Here is a 17,858-nt window from a genome sequence, read left to right on the forward strand (position 1 = left end):
CCAGCATAGGGCGTAGGCAAGGTGTGGGTGTCGGTGCCCACATCGGGAATCATGGTGATCAAACCGCGCAGCACATAGCCCACGCCAATGGTCAGCATCACGATGGAAAACGCAGGTTGACCCAGGATGGGGCGGATGACCAAACGTTCTAGCAAAACGCCAAAAATGCCCATGGCCACAATGGCAGAGGGGACAGCAATCCAGAATGGGAAACCCAGCATCGTCATGGCAGCTAAGCCCGAAAAGGCGCCCACCATCATCAGGTCACCCTGGGCAAAGCTCACCGTTTCGGTGGCCTTGTAAATCAGCACGAAACCCAGGGCAATGAGTCCGTAAATACAGCCCTGGGCCACACCGCTGATCAGCAGTTGCAGCAATTGCACGCCTGTCTCCTCTTGGTTCTGTCTAGCCGAGTCCGCTGAGCTTGGCTGGGCACCGTTGCAGCACCCTGCAAAGCATATGCGAACGATCGTGCGATTATGGTTGTCTTAGAAGAGACTTTCCCTAGGGGTTGTCCCCCATTACGGTCCATACACAAGGCTTCAATATCGCCCCATGACGCAATCCATTCGCATCGGTTCGGGCCTGGGCTTTTATGGCGACAACTGGGAACCCGTGGTCGCCAGCATCGAGCGCGGCCAAGTGCAATACATCGCCAGCGACCATCTGGCCGAGCTGACACTGGCCATCTTGCAAAAAGACCGGCAACGCGACCCTGCTCTGGGCTATGCCCGCGATGTGGTGCCCATGCTGGTGCGCCTGTGGCCTTTGATGCAGCCGCGCGGGGTCAAATTCGTTTGCAACGCGGGCGGGCTCAACCCCATGGGCGCAGCGCAGGCGGTGCAAACGGCGCTAGCGGCCAAGGGCTGGCACCCACGCATCGCGGTGGTCAGTGGCGACGATGTGCTGACGCAACTGCAAACACCTGACACCCGCTTTGACCACCTGATGAACGGCGCACAGGTGACGAGCGTGCGCGAGCGGCTGGTGTTTGGCAACGCCTATTTGGGCGCACAACCGATCGTGGACGCGCTGGACCAAGGGGCCGACATCGTGATCACAGGGCGGGTGGCCGATGCGGCGCTGTTTCTGGGGCCACTGGTGCATGGCCTGGGCTGGAAGCTGGCCGATGCGGCCACGCCCGAGGACTTCAACCGCCTGGCCCAAGGCCTGACGGTGGGGCATTTGCTCGAATGCTCGGGCCAAGGCAGCGGTGGCAATTTTGGCAGCCAAGGCCATTGGCAACAGATACCTGACTTGGCACACATCGGTTACCCGATCGCTGAGGTCTTGGCAGACGGCACAGCCTTCATCACCAAAGCGCCCGGCACCGGAGGCTTGGTCAGCTTTGACACCGTGCGGCAGCAACTGCTGTACGAGGTGCACAACCCGCATGCGTATTTTTCGCCCGATGTGGTGCTCGACATGGGCCAGATCGAGTTGCACGATGAAGGTGAACACCGTGTGCGTGTGACCGGCGCACTGGGCCGCGCGCCCACCGATCAGCTGAAGGTGGTAGCGGGCTTTCGCGATGGCTTCAAAGCCGAAGTCAGCTGGGGCTTTTCCTGGCCCGACGCCTGGGACAAGGTGCAAGCCGCTGAGGCCATGATCCGCACGCAACTGCAAGAACGCCACATGCCTTTTGACGAGTTGTTCGTGGAATACCCCGGTCTTAATTCGGCTCATGGCCCACTGGCTCCATTGCCACCTGCTGCCGAGCTGAATGAGCGGGCTGAGATTTGGGTGCGCATGGTGCTGCGCACACCCATCAAAGCGGCTGCCGATGGCTTTGGGCGATTGTTCCCCTGGCTGGCGCTGAGTGGACCGGCTTTCACGTGCGGCTTTCAGGGCCTGAACAGCACGAGTGAATTGCTGGGCATCTGGCCCACCCTGATTCCGCGCCATTGGGTACCTGCCCAAATGCAGATCTTGGAGCCCAGCGCATGAACAACACCCCCCTCATCAAGATTCCACTGGCCCAGATTGCCCACGCCCGCAGCGGTGACAAAGCCGATTGGGTGGATTTTGGCTTGTTTGCCTGGAACGAGGCGGGTTACCGGATCATTGAACGCGAAGTCACGGCCGCCAAAGTGCAGGCGCATTTCGCACCCTGGCTCTCAGGCCAGGTCGATGCTTGGCCGCTGCCCAATATTTGGGCCCTGAAGTTAGTGCTGCACGGCGCACTGCAAGGGGGCGGTGCGCGCAACCTGCGCCTCGATAACCTGGGCAAAGCCATGGGCGCGGCGCTGCTGCGGCTGCAAATTGAAGTCAGTGCACAAGAGCTGGCTCAGGCCCAAAAAACCACCGAACACCCAGGCCCCTGAGCCCGTACCCGCAAGCGGGGTGCATCAGGCAAAGCGGTACAAGCGCTGCGGGTTGTCCACCAACAAGGCCTGTTGACCCGCTGCATCGGGGACGATCGTGGGGATCGCATTGACCAAGCCCGCGTCGCTCGGAATATGGGTGTGGTTGGGGTGGGGCCAGTCGCTGCCCCAAACGCAGCGGTCACCGTGCGCAAGCCACAACTGCTGCGCCAGCGCCACACCATGGGTATAGCGTTCATCAGGTGCAGCATGCGCATCGATGCGGTCTATGCCGCTGAGCTTGACCCAAATATCTGGCACATCCAGCAGACGCATCAAGGCTTGAAAGTCGGCATGCTGCGCGCCCAAGCGTGCGTCGACACGACCCATATGGTCAATCACCACAGGCACATTGCTTTGTACCAGCCAAGGACCCAACTCATGGACCAATGCCGATTCAAAATGCACCTGCAAATGCAGACCATGTGCCGCTAAACGAGGGGTCAGGGCCAAGACTTCGCGCACATCGGCACCCCCACCCAAATGCCTCATGAAATTGAAGCGAACGCCTCGCATACCGGCTTGGGCCAGTCTGGCCAATTCAGCATCGGGCACGTCGACAGGCACCAGCGCCACTCCGAGGTAACGCCCCTCACCATGGGCAATCGCATCTTCAACCACGCGGTTGTCCATGCCATGGACCATGGATTGCACAATCACACACCGTTCAATGCCCAAAGTGCGATGCAACGCATACAGGGTATCGCGCGGTGCAGCGACCGGCGTGATTTGACGCAAAGGGTTGTACGCAAAGCGCTCAGGGGGGCCAAAGACATGTACATGCGCATCACAGGCACCTGCAGGAAGCTTCAAACGTGGCGATTTTGGCTGCGCATCATACGTCCGCACAGGCTGATCTGGCATGGAAGTCATATTGGGCTGCTCGGATGAACAAACAGGGTTCGGCGGGTATTGCGGAACAAGGGCCTCACGCGACTGCTCCAATCGGTATGACGAACAGCCAACCAAGGGTCCGACTCGGTCACTTGGGCGCTGACCAGGTCGTAACAGGCCACATGCAGGGGAAGCCCAACCGGACCATCTCGGCGCATCAAGCGACGCGCCCTCAAGCAACCCGGCACCTTAGACAAGCCGAGCAAATGCTCTTGTTCGTACCAAGCTTGAAAATCATCTTCCCCCCCCAAGGCCACATCTGTTTCGACCACGTAATGAAAAGCGGCTTGAGCCCGTGGCATGGATACACCTGGCCCCATGAGATCAGTGCCTGGGTCCAGCGCTTCCCACAACGCGCCCTCTGCTGGGTCAGGTCGCTCTTGGAGCGGACCTGTCCAGTAGTGTCGCCAGCCTTGAAGGTCACCACGCCATGCACGCCAAGATTGCAAGTCTGCCAAAGCAGGCCCATGCCAAGGGCCGTTCTGATCGCATAACCAAATTGAACTCACTTCTTCTCTCCTGTTCACGGACTGTGAAGGCCATTGGCGTTGTAAAGCGCAGGCCTTTTTCAAAACGCACAGCCCCACCAAAGCATGGCGGGGCAATGGAATCAGGAATCCAAGCGGATATTGCGTGCCTTGATCAAAGCCGCCCATTTGTTCGTGTCAGCTCTGAGCAATGCGGCCATTTCTTCAGAGGTTGTGGCTCGCGGCTCAGCGCCTGACTGCAACAAACGGTTGGCCACACCTGGATCGGCCAATGCGCGCCGCGTCGCCGCATTGAGTGCGTCCACGATGGGACGGGGGGTCTTTGAAGAGACAAAAAAGGCATACCAATTGTTGGTGTCAACCGCTGGAAAACCCATCTCCTCAAAGGTCCTGACCTCGGGCAGGCCAAGATGCCTGACGCGCGAGGCCATGCCCAAAGCCTTGAGCCGGCCAGACTTGATCTGCCCCATCACCGCAGGCACATCCGCGAACACACCGGCCACCTGCCCGCCCAGCAAATTGGTCAAGGCAGGTGCCATGCCGTTGAAGGGCACGTGCAGCAAGTCCAACTTGGTGGCATCCTGCATTTGGAGCAACGCCAAATGTGGAATGCTGCCCATGCCCGAAGACGCCATGGGAACTGGCACATTGGCCGCTCTGGCCCGTTGCACAAAATCGACGACATCAGTGGCTGGGTTTTGGGCACTGGTGACCAACACTTCCACGTTGTTGACGACCAAAGACACCGGCGTGAAATCACGCACCATGTCATAGGGCAGCTTGTCATACAAGGCAGGGTTAATGGCCGCAGCGCCCACGCTGGTGATCCACACCGTGCTGCCATCGGGTTCGCCTTTGAGGGTCTCCATCGCACCGATCGCGCCGTTGGCACCCGGTTTGTTGTCCACCAGGACTGGACGCCCCAACTCGCGCGACATGGTTTCAGCCAAAGTTCGCGCCACAAAATCCACCGGACCGCCAGGTGCAAACGCCACGATCAAGCGCACGGGTCGGCTGTTGCTCTGGGCCCATGTGACGCGACCAAGGCCGGTTGCCAAGGCACCGGCACTGGTGCGCTGCAACCACTGTCGCCTGGAAAAATGTTGGCTCATGCGTATCTCCTGTGAATGAATGGATGGGTGATCAGTTGCAGCGCACGGTCATGCCACCGTCAACCACAATTTCAGTACCTGTGATGAACCGTGCCTCATCTGAGGCCAAAAACAAGGCAGCGCTGGCACTGTCGCGCCCGTCGCCCATGAAACCCAAGGGAATCCTGGCCAAACGCTGGTTCAATAGCGCCTGTACATCCCCTCCAGAGCGTTGGCCCGCCAAGCGTGACTCAACCATGGGCGTGTGCAACTGGCCTGGCACCACGGTGTTGACCCGGATGTGGTCTGGCGCGTGCTGTACGGCCATGACCTTTGACATCTGAATCACGCCGGCTTTAGCGGCGGCGTAGGCCACTTGGGCGCTGCCTGTCCATCGGATGCCCGACGTAGAGGCCATGTTGACAATGGCCCCTCCACCTCTGGCCTTGAGCCAAGGCAATGCATGTTTACATGACAAAAAAACGCTTTTGAGGTTGAAGTTGATCTGTGCATCCCAGACTTCTTCGCTCATCTCGACAGGGCCTCCGGGTGCCGAGCCACCCACGTTGTTGATGAGGACATCAAGCCCGCCCAAACGCTCGACGCAGGCCTGCACCATGCGCTTCACACTGGTGCTGTCTGTGACATCGCATTGAAACGGGTGAATGGCCTGCGCATGCTCGCCAGCCAAAGCCAATGTCTGCGCCAAACGAGAGGGGTCAAAGTCAACAGCCCAAACCTGAGCGCCCTCTTGTGCCAGGCGCACAGCCATCGCGCGCCCATTACCCCATCCCGGCCCCACACAACCGGCCCCCGTGACCAAGGCCACCTTGTTTGCAAATCTCATGCTTGAAAATCTCGGTATTGAAGTCACCCAGTGTGCGGTTGCGGCATGCCTCTGTAAATGCTGAAATGGCTATACCAGCTATAGAATTATCAAATTTACAGATCACGCTATGGACTTACGGCAACTTGAATCCTTTGCCACGGTGGCCGACAGCGGCAGTGTGAGTCGCGCAGCCACCGCCTTGCACCTGAGTCAGCCCAGCATCAGCCGCCAGCTCAGCCTGCTCGAAGCAGACCTTGGCCAACGCCTCTTTGAGCGGCATGGTCGTGGCGTGCGGCTGACCCCTGCGGGCCAGGCTCTGCTGGTCCACGCGCGCACCTTGCTGGAAGGCGCACGCCAAGCAAGGCACCAACTGATGGACATGAACGAAGAACCCAGCGGACGGGTGGTGGTCGGCTTGCCGCACCGCGTGGCGACGGGTCTTTGTGTGCCCCTGGTGGAGCGTTTTCGGCATCAACTGCCCAACGCCATGATCAGCATCAGCGAGGGCCTGAGCCTGTCGCTGCGCGAAGACCTTCTGCAAGGCCGCATCGATTTGGCCTTGTTGTTCGATCCAGCACCCACACCCTTGATCGTCAGCGAACCCCTCATGCGTGAGCGATTGTTGCTGGTGGCACCGCAAGGCACCCGCCTCAAACCCCGTGTGTCCCTCGCAGAACTGGCGCAATTTCCGATGATTTTGCCTTCGGCTCCGAACCCGATCCGCAGTTTGGTCGATGCGGTTTTATTGCCCCGGGGAATCGGCCTGCAGATCGTGGCTGAAGTGGGCGCTGTTCACAGTGCCATCGCTTTGGTGGAGCATGGGGTGGGCTGCTCCATCTTGCCGCAAAGTGCGCTGTTGATGGCACAGCAGGCCGACCGTTTGCCCACCGCATTGATTGGGCCTCCTGCCCTTTGGAATCGGCTTGTGCTGGCCATGCCTGCAGCGCGCCCGCTTTCACGGCTGCAGCAAGCCACTGCGGCGCTGTTGCGTCAGATGGACTTTCGCGGGCCCAACTGACACGAATTCAGCGCCTCAGTCCCGCCATGTCACACGCGTTCAATGATCAGCGCAATGCCTTGGCCCACACCGATACACATCGTGCACAGCGCATAACGGCCAGCGGTTTGCTGCAGGCGGTTGATGGCCGTGGTGGCCAAGCGGGCACCGGATGCGCCCAGTGGGTGCCCCAAAGCAATCGCACCGCCCCATGCATTCACGCGGGCGTCGTCGTCTTTCAGGCCCAACATGCGCATCACGGCCAAACCTTGGGCTGCAAAGGCTTCGTTCAGCTCAATCACGTCCATGTGGTCGATGGTCAACCCGGTTTGCGCCAGCACCTTGAGCGTGGCAGGCGCAGGGCCGATACCCATAACGCGTGGCGCCACACCGGCAGTGGCCATGCCGACAATGCGGGCTTTGGGTGTCAAGCCGTTTTTAGCAGCGGTGGCTTCATCGGCCAACAACAAGGCACACGCCCCGTCGTTCACGCCCGAGGCGTTGCCCGCAGTCACCGTGCCATCGGGGCGCACCACGCCTTGGAGCTTGGCCAGGGCTTCCAGGCTGGTTTCGCGGGGGTGTTCGTCGGTGTCCACCAGGATGGCGTCGCCCTTTTTCTGAGGGATGCTCACGCCCACAATTTCACGGGCCAAATGCCCAGCCTTGATGGCAGCCACGGCACGCAACTGGCTGTTGAAGGCCATCAGGTCTTGCGCTTCGCGCTCGATCTTGTAATCGGTGGCCACGTTTTCGGCGGTCTCGGGCATGGAGTCCACACCGTACTGGGCTTTCATCAGCTTGTTGATGAAGCGCCAGCCAATGGTGGTGTCGTACACGGCATTGGCGCGGCTGAAAGCCGTTTCGGCCTTGGGCATCACAAACGGTGCTCGGCTCATGCTTTCCACGCCACCCGCAATCATCAAACCGGCTTCTCCCGCCTTGATGGCGCGCGCGGCGGTGCCAATCGCATCCAGGCCAGAGCCGCACAAGCGGTTGATGGTGGCGCCAGGCACGTCAATGGGCAAACCAGCCAACAAGCTGGCCATGTGCGCCACGTTGCGGTTGTCCTCTCCGGCTTGGTTGGCGCAGCCATAAAGCACATCGGTCACGGCAGCCCAATCCACGTTGGGGTTGCGAGCCATCAGTGCACGCAGTGGCACTGCGCCCAGGTCGTCGGTGCGCACGCTGGAGAGGGCACCGCCGTAACGGCCAAAAGGGGTACGGATCGCGTCGCAAATGTAGGCTTGGTTCATGTGACTGGTCTCTTTAATATGGAATTAATGCATTATATTGCATGAACAAAGGGTTTTTTACACCATTCTAGGGGCGCTTTGCGGGCTGGGGTGAGCGATTGACGACAGCACAGGAAATTGATGTCAGTTTTTGTCCGCAAGGCGAGACGGCGGCGCTGGCCGGGCTCAGAGGCGCTTCGCTTTGCCACATCGCCCCGGCCCCGCACCCCGCCCTCCCACTACCCAAAGCACCAACAACCCAACTCACTTGAGACACAATCCACCCCATGCTGATTCAACCCTCCCAAGCCGATGTCCGGCGCTTTTTTTGTGGTGTCTACGCCAAAGCCCAAACGGCCGCGCCGATGGAACCTATGGAAATGCTCGTCAGCCAATGGATCAACGAACACCCCGAATACCACGCCGAACTGGCCGACGTCGATGCGGCTCTGGCCAGCATGCTGAATGACGATCCGAACCGCACCAACCCTTTTTTGCATCTCTCGATGCACCTGTCCATCAGCGAACAATGCAGCATCGACCAGCCCCGAGGCATTCGCCAGGCGGTGGAACTGCTGACGCACCGCCTCAACTCGCTGCATGATGCGCACCACCAGGCCATGGAATGCTTGGGGCGGATGATTTTTGAGAGCCAACGTTCAGGACGCATGCCCGATGGCGAGTCCTACATTGCCTGCGTTCAACGCAACGCCACCCAAGACTGAGGCCCAAGGGGCAAGCACACGGCGAACAGACAACAAAAAACCCGCCGAGGCGGGTTTTTTGTTGTCTGAACTGAAAGCGGTCGGATCAGCGGAAACGCGACTGGGGAACCACTTTCATCTCGCCGTCCAAAGAGGCGATGTAAGCGGAGATGGCTTTCAGCTCGGCATTGGTGAATTGCTTGGCGATACCGCCCATAACGCCATTGTTGCGGCCCCAAGTGGACTGGTTCTCAACTTTGTAGGATTTGAGCGCAACAAACAAAAAGTCTTTGTGTTGGCCCGCCAGCTTGGGATAGCTGGGGTCGATCGGCTTGTTGAAGTTATCGCCGTGACATGAAATGCAAGCACCTTTTTGCAGCAAGGCCGCGACTTTGGCATCGGGGGCTTTAGGCGCTGTGGTGACGGGCTTGGTGTTGCCATGTTGCTCGTAGTAAGCACCCAGATCAGCCATATCCTGCTCGGTCAGGGTGTCGGCAATGCCGCGCATGGTGGGGTGTTTGCGTTCGCCTTTTTTATAGGCATTGAGCGAAGAAACGATGTATTTTGCGTTTTGACCCGAAATCATGGGTACGCGGTAGATCTCGGGGAAGCTGGCTTGATAGCCCTTGATGCCATGGCAACCGATACACATGGCAATTTTTTGCTCGCCGACTTTGGCATCACCCTTGATCTCTTGGGCATGGACAGAAAAGGCGGTCACTGAGGCGACAGCCAGGGCAAACATCGAGGTCAACAGCTTATTCATTTTGCTCACACAATCCAAACGATTGATAAAAATCAACTGCCGATTATATCGGGCTGGCCCTCATAATCCTGACAAACCCTTTGACCTTTTCCGAGAACTTGCTGCCATGAAATTCCAAGGAACCGAAAACTACGTTGCCACACAGGACCTGATGCTGGCGGTCAACGCTGCCATCACCCTCAAGCGCCCCTTGCTGGTCAAAGGCGAACCCGGCACTGGGAAAACCATGTTGGCCGAAGAGGTCGCCCAGTCTTTGGGGCTGCCCTTGCTGCAGTGGCACATCAAATCCACCACCAAAGCGCAGCAAGGTCTGTACGAATACGATGCCGTGAGCCGTCTGCGCGACAGCCAGTTGGGTGAGGAAAAGGTCAAGGACATCGAGAACTACATCATCAAAGGCGTGCTCTGGCAGGCGTTCACCTCAGAGACGCCTGTGGCCATCCTGATCGACGAGATCGACAAGGCCGACATCGAATTCCCAAACGACTTGCTGCGCGAAATCGATCGCATGGAGTTTTACTGCTACGAAACGCGCCAGCTGATCAAGGCCAAGACGCGCCCGCTGGTGTTCATCACATCCAACAACGAGAAAGAGCTGCCTGACGCCTTTCTGCGCCGCTGCTTTTTCCATTACATCAAGTTTCCAGAAGCGGACACGATGCGCCAGATCGTGGACGTGCACTTCCCCACCCTCAAGAAAGACCTGTTGGCATTGGCCCTCAAGACCTTCTACGATGTGCGCGGCTTGCCCGGCCTGAAGAAAAAGCCATCGACCAGCGAACTGCTGGACTGGCTGAAACTGCTGGTGGCCGAAGACATCCCGCTTGAAGCCCTCCAAAGCGCAGACCAAAAAGTCTCGGTGCCGCCCCTGGTGGGCGCTTTGCTCAAAAACGAGCAAGACGTGACCTTGTTTGAAAAGCTGGTCTTCATGAACCAGCGAAACCGCTGAAGCCATGAACGCCTTTGCCCCGCCCGTGACTCTGGCCGGCGCACACGTCCGGCTAGAACCCTTGCGGGCTGATCACCATGGCGCGCTGGTCGAGGCGGTGCAAGACGGCCAGCTGTGGCAGCTCTGGTACACCGCCATCCCCACGCCTGAAGGCATGGCGGCCGAAATCGAGCGCCGCCTGGAGTTGCAAGCCAAAGGCGCCATGTGCCCGTTTGCGGTGGTTGACCCTGCCACAGGCCAAGCTGTGGGCATGACCACTTACATGAACATCGACGCTGGCAACCGCCGGGTGGAAATCGGCTCAACTTGGTACCGCCAAAGCGTGCAGCGCACGCCGCTCAACACCGAGGCCAAACGCTTGTTGCTGGCCCACGCCTTCGAAAAATTGAATTGCATCGCGGTAGAGTTCCGTACGCACTTCTTCAACCAGCAAAGCCGCCGAGCCATCGAGCGTCTGGGGGCCAAGCTCGACGGCATTTTGCGCAACCACCAGATCAATTTCCACCCTTTGGGCGCTGGCGCACTGCGCGACACCTGCGTGTACAGCATCATCACCAGCGAATGGCCCAATGTGCGCGCCCACCTCGACTTCCAATTGAAGCGCGCCAGACCTGAGGAACCCCGGTCATGCTGATCGATTTTTTCTACACCCTGCGTGCCGCCAAGCTCCCTGTTTCGGTGCGCGAGTACCTCACGCTGCTTGAAGCCTTGCAGGCCAATGTGGTCGGCCCAGCCTCTGAGGCTTGCAGCATCGACGATTTTTATCACCTGGCCCGCACCGTGATGGTCAAGGATGAAAAGCACTTTGACAAGTTCGACAAGGCTTTCGGGGCTTACTTCAAGGGCGTGGAGATGCTGACCGACTTCACCAAGGAAGTGCCTCTGGACTGGCTGGAAAAAATCCTCCAGAAAGAACTCACGCCCGAGCAAAAAGCCGCCATCGAAAAGATGGGCTGGGACGAGTTGATGGAAACCCTCAAGAAGCGCCTTGAGGAACAAAAAGAACGCCACGAAGGCGGTAACAAGTGGATTGGCACGGGCGGCACCTCGCCTTTTGGCAACGGCGGCTACAACCCGCAGGGCATCCGCATCGGCGGCAAAGGTGGCAACAAAAGCGCCGTCAAAGTCTGGGACCAGCGGGCCTACAAGGACTACGACGACAGCCAAGAGCTGGGTACGCGCAACATCAAGGTGGCCCTGCGCCGACTGCGCCGCTTTGCGCGTGAGGGTTCGCAAGAAGAGTTGGACTTGGACGGCACCATCCGCAAAACAGCGGCCAATGCCGGCTATCTCGACATCTTGATGCGACCCGAGCGCCACAACAATGTGAAAGTGCTGCTGCTCATGGACGTGGGCGGCACCATGGACGAACACATTGCCCGCGTGGAAGAAATGTTCTCAGCTGTGAAAGCCGAGTTCAAGCACCTTGATTTTTATTACTTCCACAACTGCGTTTATGACTTCATGTGGAAGAACAACAAGCGCCGCTACGCTGAGAAGTTTCCGACTTGGGACATCCTGCGCAAATACAACAAGGACTACAAGCTGATCTTCATCGGGGATGCCACCATGAGCCCCTATGAAATTTTGCAAAAAGGCGGCAGTGTCGAATACAACAACGAAGAAGCCGGGGCAGAGTGGCTGCAGCGCCTGACCCACACCTTTCCCAAGTACGCTTGGATCAACCCCGAGCCCCAAGGCGTCTGGCAATACCGCCAAAGCATCTCTATCATTCAGCAGCTCATGAGCCAGCGCATGTTCCCCTTGACCCTGAAGGGCTTGGAAGATGCGATGCGCTTGCTGAGCAAATGAGATGCTTTAAGACCGGTCACATCTTCACAGTCCTGCTGCTGGGCCTGTTCGGTTTTTTTGCGGCTTGGAGCCCTAGCGCCCGTGCCGAGAGTGTCTCCAGCTTGGTCGGTAAATCGGCTCCAGTGCCCTTGGCTTTTAGCTGGGAGGTGAACAGCTCCGATGAGGACATCCGCGATTTGCTGTTGCAGCACATGGAACTTCAGCGCTACCAAGCCCTGAGCGATTTAGACGACACCGAATTGACGCGATTGCTGGAAGATGCCGATGAACAAGCGCGCGAACTGTTGGCCACCCAAGGATTTTTCAACCCCCAACTGGTCTGGCAACAAGACAAGACAAAAGGCCCTCATCCACTGGGTCAAGTCACCCTGTCGGTGAAGACCGGCCCGGCCGCGCGCGTTAGCCAAATGCATTGGCAGTGGCTGGGCGAACTCACACAAGCGCCAACCGGCCCTCATCAACTGGCCAACATTCAGAATCAATGGGGCTTGCCACCTGGTGCCACCTTCACACAAGCCGCTTGGAACCGTGCCAAAAACAATGCCTTGCGGCAACTCGTCTCCGAACATTACCCTTGGGGCCGCCTGGCCACCAGCGAGGCCCGGGTGGACGCCGAGAACAACCAAGTGGTTCTGAGCGTGACGATGGACTCCGGCCCCGCCGTTCGATTGGGCGATTTGAACATCACAGGCGCAAGCAAATACGGCGCCTTGCAAGTCGAGCGCCTGGCTCGTTTGTCCCCCAATCAACTCTACCGACAAAGCGATTTGCTGGAAGCCCAACAACGCTTGGTGCTCAGCGGCTTTTACGACTCGGTTTTTGTCAGCCTAGAGCCCGAAGGCAACTTGGCGCGGGCACCCGTCAACATCGAGCTCAAAGAGAGCCTGCGCCAAAGATGGCTCTTAGGCGCCGGCGTGCGCAGTGACAGCGGCCCTCGCCTGACGGCTGAACATACGCACCACAGCATCCCGGGCTTGAATTGGCGGGCCGTGAGCCGTCTGGCGATTGACAAAGATCTGCAAACCATGGGGCTCGACCTGCTGGCCCCGCCCGACAGCACTTTGTGGCGCTGGAACACCTCGGCGCAGATCAACCGCCAAGTGCGCGATAACGATGTGATCAGCAGCCAACGTTGGCGTGCAGGCCGCATCCAAACAGCCCCCAAAATTGACCGCTCTTATTACGCGCAATACGACGTGGCCTCACAGCAAAGCAATGACTTGGGCAACTTGGAATCGGTCAGTGGCAACTTCGCCTGGACATGGCGCGACTTTGACAGCCTTCCTTTTCCAAGCCGAGGCTTAGGTTTGGGCATCGAACTGGGCTCTGGGGTCATTTTGGGAGCCACATACCAGCCGTATGTGCGCTGGCTGGCCAAAGGCCTCAGCTTATGGCCATTGGGTCAAAACAGCGGCCGCCTGGCCGTGCGGGCCTCCATGGGCAGTGTGGTCAGCCAAGACACGAGAAATTTACCGACCACCCAACTGTTCCTCACTGGCGGTGACAACAGCGTTCGGGGATACGCTTTGAACAGCATCGGCGTGGACTTAGGCAACGGACAAATCGGCGCAGGCCGTTACCTGAGCACCGGCAGCGTGGAATGGCAGCGCCCATTGCGTTGGAAAGGCCAACTGACCGATTGGGAGACCGCCGTCTTTGCTGACGCAGGCGCCGTCGCCAACGAGTTGCACCTGCTGCGCACCCAATGGAGTTATGGCATGGGGGCACGCTGGCGCAGCCCGATTGGCCCAGTGCGCATCGACTTGGCGCATGCCCAGGCCTTACAAAAATGGCGTCTGCACTTGAGTGTGGGGTTCACCTTTTGAAGCATCCCAAAAACACCTGATGCCATGCACGCGCCACCTTCGCCCCCTCTGAAGCCCCGACTCCCAGCGTCGGTGCTCCGCCGCGCCTCGCTTTGGCTGGGCACATGGTCGCTGCGCAGCCTGTCGGCCTTGTTGGGCCCGATGGTCTTGGTGATCTTGGCTGCGTCATTGTGGTTTTGGACGGGCACCGAGGGTTCATTGGCCACGGCTTTGAAATGGGCTGACAAAGCACTGCCTGCAGGGCAACATTTGACCAGCAGCCATGTTCAAGGCAGTTTGCGCCAAGGTGGTCGCATCGGCCAACTGGCGTGGCGTGCACCTTTGCTCCAGGTACAAGCCCAAGATGCCGACATCGTCATCGACTGGTCGCTGCTTTGGAAGCAACCATGGCCAGTGCAAAGTCTTCACCTCAAATCGCTGCACATTCATGACCAGCGACCTACCAAACCCTTGACCCCTTTGCTGGACTTGAACTGGCCACTGCCTGTACAAATGGCCCTGAAAGTGGATCATTTCCAATGGCAAGGCGCCACGCCTGTGACGCTGACGGGTGTGCAGGCGCAATACGCCTATGACGGCCGCGACCACACCCTGAAAGTCACCGCGCTGACCTTGGCCCAAGGTCAATACAGCTTGCAAGCCCGTCTGCAAGGCACTGCGCCCATGGCTTTGACACTGGACATTGAAGGGCTGATTAAAACGCCACCCATTGGCGGCACACCCGCTTTGGCACTGCAGCTCAACGCCTCTGCTCATGGCACGCTGTCTGGGCCAGAGGCCCAACTCAACGTCACTGCAGCCATTGCGCCAGCGCCCCATCAGCCCTCTTGGCCTCAAGGCAAGTCGCCCGTTCAATTGTCTTTGCAGGCCGATGTGCGGCCGTGGCAACAACCCGCTATCGTGCAAGCCCAAGGGCAGTGGCAAGCCTTGAACTTGGCACCTTTTTGGCCACAAGCACCACAAACCCACTTGAATGGCCAGGCACAACTCAAGCCCGATGGCCCAGACTGGTCTTTGCAAGCCGAGCTTCGCAACCTGCTGCCTGGCGCATGGGACTTGCAAAGGCTACCCGTCAGTCAGTTGACACTGAACGCACGCCACCAGCAAGGCCTGTGGCAAGTCCTGCCATCCCAGGCCCAGATGGCGGGCGGACAGGTGCAGGTTCAAGCGACTCAAAGCCAGGCGGGTTGGACCGGTAGCATGGCGGTCTCTGGCATCCATCCTGATCAGCTGCACACCTCACTTGCAGGTTCGCCCATTCAGGGCCGATTGCACGCGCATGAAACAGGGACAGGCCCAATCCGCTTTGATGCCCAATTGGAGGCTCCAGCCGCAACCATCTCGCCCGTCAAAGCCCGGTCCACCCGCAACACTGCGCACGGTTTTCAGTTTGAACATCTGGAGGTGGCAGGCCAGTGGCAAGACCCCATCTGGCAGATCGACGCCCTGAAAATCAGAGCCCAACAGGTCCGCTTGGACGCAAACTTCAAACTATCGCCCGCACAAGCATCAGCAGAAGGCCAATGGGTTTTGCAATTGCCCGGATTGCGTGCCCAAGCGCAGGGACGCATCGCGCCGATGGATGGCCGGGGCCAACTCGACGTTGAGGTGCAAGATGCCTCAGTCAGTTTGGCTTGGCTCAGCAAACTGCCAGGATGGCGCGTGCGCCTAGAAGGGCTAAACGCCTCTGGCCCGGGTCAACTCAAGGCCGAATGGCAAGGCGGCTATGCGCAAGCCGACACGCCTCTCAAGCTGAACGCTCAATGGCCCCGCCTGTCTTGGCAAACTGCTCAACAAGCGCCATGGACCCTAGATCAAGGCCAGTTACAAATGGTGGGCACACCCTTGTCTTGGCAAGCGCAATGGCAAGCTGACTTGGGTCAGGGCCAGCCTTGGTCGCGCGTGCAAGCTCGGTTGAGCGCTGCACGTCCAGACTTACAAAGTCAGCAATGGAGGGGCGCGTTAGACAAGCTCGACCTGCAAACCCTCCATTCCAAGTCAGAGGTCGCGTGGCGTTTGCAACTGCCAAAAACCATGGCTTGGCAAGCCGATCTGGGGGCCTCACCCTTGGCGTTAACTTGGTCCAACGCCGACTGGCAAGTGCAAGGCCCGAGCACAGGCAGCACCCGTGTGCAGATTGAGCCAGGCCACTGGACATGGACACGCCCTGGACAAATACCACGCACCAAGTTCGCTGCCCACTGGGAAGATTTGCCACTGAACTGGTTGCCCAAAGAATGGCGCATGGGCATCCAAAACGATGTCCTGTTGAATGGGCAGCTGCAACTGACGCAGAACGAGGACACGGTTCTCACAGCAAAAATTCAGCGCAGCAGGGGCGACTTGCGCATCCAGACCGAACCTTCGCCAGGCCAACTGACTGCAGCGGGTTTGCGCGAGGCCACCTTGGTTTTGCACGTTCAAAACGAAAAACTACAAGCCGATCTGCAGTGGGACAGCCAATACATGGGCCAAGCGCAAGCACAAGTCCTGAGCACGCTGAGCCGCACAGCACAAGGATGGCAGTGGCCTGCCCAAGCACCCTTGCGCGGTACGGTCAAAGCGCGTTTGCCACAAATCGGTGCTTGGTCAGTTTTGGCACCGCCGGGTTGGCGTGTTCAGGGCACACTGGATGCCCAGTTTGATTTGGCAGGGACACGCAGCCAGCCGCAATGGCTAGGTCGCCTGCAAGCCGATCAATTGGCGGTTCGCTCAGCTGTTCAAGGCATCGCATTTGACCAAGGCCAGATGCAAGCACGATTGCAAGGCCAAGAACTGATCCTCGAGAGTTTGAGCCTGCGCGGGGCCGGGCTCCAAGGCGGTGAAATTTCTGCGCGGGGCCGAATCAAGCTTGCACCCAGCGCATCAAACATGACCCCATCGACGCCCAACCCTTTGCACGCAGCTCAGATGAGCTTGCAAATGGAAGCGAAGGCCCTTCGTGTGAGCAACCGCGCTGACCGTCGACTGGTGATATCAGGACAAGTCACGGCCCAAATGCAAACCGGGCTGATGCAAATCAGAGGACTTCTCAAGGCCGATCAAGCCTTGTTTCTTTTACCCGATGAAAGCACCCCCCAATTGGGGGACGATGTGGTGGTCGTGCGGCCCCCATCTGAATCGCGAAACGTCGCCTCAACAAGTGTCATTCAGCCAACCGAAGCGACCTGGATCGGCGTGCCTGATGTGCGCGTCACCCTTGATTTGGGGCCTGACTTTCAGCTCCAAGGCAAAGGCCTGAATACACGCCTCACTGGACAACTGGAATTGATCAGCAACGCCAGCAGCCAAGGACTGCCTCGACTCTTAGGCCAGGTGCGCACTTTGGGTGGTCGTTACAAAGCATATGGGCAGCAACTCAACATCAGCACCGGCGTTTTGCGTTTCAATGGCGCCTATGACAACCCGGGGTTAGAAATCATCGCATTGCGCCCCCATCTGTCCCAGCGCGTGGGCGTTCAGGTTTCGGGTTCCGCGTTGCTCCCTCGCATTCGCTTGTATGCCGACCCCGACATGCCCGACGCCGACAAACTGGCTTGGCTGGTTCTGGGGCGTTCGGCGGCCAGCGGTGGCGCCGAATCGGCCGTACTTCAACAAGCGGCCATGGCTTTGCTCAGTGGGAACGGCAAAACATTCAGCGGCGAGTTGGCAGGCAACCTGGGTTTGGATGAAATCAGTTTGGCCACCAGCACACGCACAGGGACCACCGCCACTGGCGCCGCCGTCACACTGGGCAAACGCTTGTCGCAAGACTTTTACATGGCCTACGAGACCAGCTTGAGTGGCACCATGGGCAGTCTGTTTATTTTTTACGACATCTCGCGCCGACTCACTCTGCGCGCGCAGGCAGCCGAGCAAAGTGCACTTGATTTAATCTTCAACATCCGAAAAGATTGACGGTGCCCCC

General features: G+C 58.9%; 16 protein-coding genes. 9 read left to right on the plus strand and 7 right to left on the minus strand.

All coding sequences use genetic code 11. From position 1 onward, the window contains the following. Nucleotides 1-383, minus strand: a 383-nt coding sequence (locus Q1M54_RS10085; RefSeq protein ID WP_300556846.1) for a branched-chain amino acid ABC transporter permease, incomplete at its 3' end; no start/stop codon positions are given. Nucleotides 384-555: 172 nt separating this feature from the next. Here Q1M54_RS10085 and Q1M54_RS10090 point away from each other — a divergent pair. Together Q1M54_RS10090 and Q1M54_RS10095 are read left to right on the plus strand one after the other, a co-directional pair. After that, nucleotides 556-1,947 carry an acyclic terpene utilization AtuA family protein gene (locus tag Q1M54_RS10090; protein WP_300556848.1) on the plus strand — a complete coding sequence of 464 codons (1,392 nt, stop codon included), beginning with the start codon at nucleotides 556-558 and terminating at the stop codon, nucleotides 1,945-1,947. Beyond that, nucleotides 1,944-2,324 carry a hypothetical protein gene (locus tag Q1M54_RS10095; protein ID WP_300556850.1) on the plus strand — a complete coding sequence of 127 codons (381 nt, stop codon included), beginning with the start codon at nucleotides 1,944-1,946 and terminating at the stop codon, nucleotides 2,322-2,324. Before Q1M54_RS10090 ends, Q1M54_RS10095 begins: the two co-directional genes overlap by 4 nt. 24 nt (nucleotides 2,325-2,348) lie before the next feature. Here Q1M54_RS10095 and Q1M54_RS10100 read toward each other — a convergent pair whose 3' ends face one another. The 4 genes from Q1M54_RS10100 to Q1M54_RS10115 form a co-directional block, all read right to left on the minus strand. After that, nucleotides 2,349-3,236 carry an amidohydrolase family protein gene (locus Q1M54_RS10100; protein WP_300556852.1) on the minus strand — a complete coding sequence of 296 codons (888 nt, stop codon included), beginning with the start codon at nucleotides 3,234-3,236 and terminating at the stop codon, nucleotides 2,349-2,351. Beyond that, a complete protein-coding gene (locus Q1M54_RS10105) occupies nucleotides 3,233-3,766 on the minus strand; it encodes a hypothetical protein (protein WP_300556854.1) in 534 nt (177 codons plus the stop codon). Before Q1M54_RS10105 ends, Q1M54_RS10100 begins: the two co-directional genes overlap by 4 nt. Before the next feature lie 101 nt (nucleotides 3,767-3,867). Continuing rightward, complete coding sequence (locus Q1M54_RS10110; protein ID WP_300556856.1) at nucleotides 3,868-4,857, minus strand: tripartite tricarboxylate transporter substrate binding protein; 990 nt, start codon at nucleotides 4,855-4,857, stop codon at nucleotides 3,868-3,870. Between the two features lie 31 nt (nucleotides 4,858-4,888). Then, entirely contained in the window at nucleotides 4,889-5,683 is a 795-nt protein-coding gene (locus Q1M54_RS10115; protein WP_300556858.1) for an SDR family oxidoreductase, read from the minus strand. A gap of 109 nt (nucleotides 5,684-5,792) precedes the next feature. Between Q1M54_RS10115 and Q1M54_RS10120 the strand changes: the two genes are divergently transcribed. After that, entirely contained in the window at nucleotides 5,793-6,683 is an 891-nt protein-coding gene (locus Q1M54_RS10120) for a LysR substrate-binding domain-containing protein (RefSeq protein WP_300556860.1), read from the plus strand. Nucleotides 6,684-6,712: 29 nt separating this feature from the next. On the opposite strand, the gene pcaF is transcribed toward Q1M54_RS10120, so the two are convergent. After that, the gene (pcaF, locus tag Q1M54_RS10125) at nucleotides 6,713-7,915 is read right to left on the minus strand and encodes a 3-oxoadipyl-CoA thiolase (RefSeq protein ID WP_300556862.1); all 1,203 of its coding nucleotides are present in this window, start codon (nucleotides 7,913-7,915) and stop codon (nucleotides 6,713-6,715) included. A gap of 269 nt (nucleotides 7,916-8,184) precedes the next feature. On the opposite strand from pcaF, the gene Q1M54_RS10130 reads away from it, so the two are divergent. Then, the gene (locus Q1M54_RS10130) at nucleotides 8,185-8,619 is read left to right on the plus strand and encodes a DUF1841 family protein (RefSeq protein ID WP_300557016.1); all 435 of its coding nucleotides are present in this window, start codon (nucleotides 8,185-8,187) and stop codon (nucleotides 8,617-8,619) included. An 85-nt stretch (nucleotides 8,620-8,704) separates the two neighbouring features. Here the strand turns inward: Q1M54_RS10130 and Q1M54_RS10135 are convergent, their stop codons facing one another. Further along, the gene (locus tag Q1M54_RS10135) at nucleotides 8,705-9,364 is read right to left on the minus strand and encodes a c-type cytochrome (protein ID WP_300556864.1); all 660 of its coding nucleotides are present in this window, start codon (nucleotides 9,362-9,364) and stop codon (nucleotides 8,705-8,707) included. 106 nt (nucleotides 9,365-9,470) lie between these two features. Between Q1M54_RS10135 and Q1M54_RS10140 the strand changes: the two genes are divergently transcribed. Genes Q1M54_RS10140 through Q1M54_RS10160 form a run of 5 tightly spaced genes read left to right on the plus strand, consistent with a single transcriptional unit; the run spans nucleotide 9,471 to nucleotide 17,848 of the window. Then, on the plus strand, nucleotides 9,471-10,313 hold the full coding sequence (locus Q1M54_RS10140; protein WP_300556866.1) for a MoxR family ATPase: 843 nt from the start codon (nucleotides 9,471-9,473) through the stop codon (nucleotides 10,311-10,313). A 4-nt stretch (nucleotides 10,314-10,317) separates the two neighbouring features. Then, nucleotides 10,318-10,947 (plus strand): GNAT family protein, encoded by a 630-nt coding sequence (locus tag Q1M54_RS10145; RefSeq protein ID WP_300556868.1) that lies wholly within the window; start codon nucleotides 10,318-10,320, stop codon nucleotides 10,945-10,947. Then, complete coding sequence (locus Q1M54_RS10150; RefSeq protein ID WP_300556870.1) at nucleotides 10,941-12,125, plus strand: VWA domain-containing protein; 1,185 nt, start codon at nucleotides 10,941-10,943, stop codon at nucleotides 12,123-12,125. The genes Q1M54_RS10145 and Q1M54_RS10150 overlap by 7 nt, the downstream gene beginning before the upstream one ends. Continuing rightward, the gene (locus Q1M54_RS10155) at nucleotides 12,122-13,951 is read left to right on the plus strand and encodes a BamA/TamA family outer membrane protein (RefSeq protein WP_300556872.1); all 1,830 of its coding nucleotides are present in this window, start codon (nucleotides 12,122-12,124) and stop codon (nucleotides 13,949-13,951) included. The genes Q1M54_RS10150 and Q1M54_RS10155 overlap by 4 nt, the downstream gene beginning before the upstream one ends. A 24-nt stretch (nucleotides 13,952-13,975) precedes the next feature. Then, the gene (locus Q1M54_RS10160) at nucleotides 13,976-17,848 is read left to right on the plus strand and encodes a translocation/assembly module TamB domain-containing protein (protein ID WP_300556874.1); all 3,873 of its coding nucleotides are present in this window, start codon (nucleotides 13,976-13,978) and stop codon (nucleotides 17,846-17,848) included. Nucleotides 17,849-17,858 lie beyond the last annotated feature (10 nt).

The organism is Limnohabitans sp. Rim8 (assembly GCF_943326455.1).
Taxonomy (GTDB): domain Bacteria; phylum Pseudomonadota; class Gammaproteobacteria; order Burkholderiales; family Burkholderiaceae_C; genus Limnohabitans_A.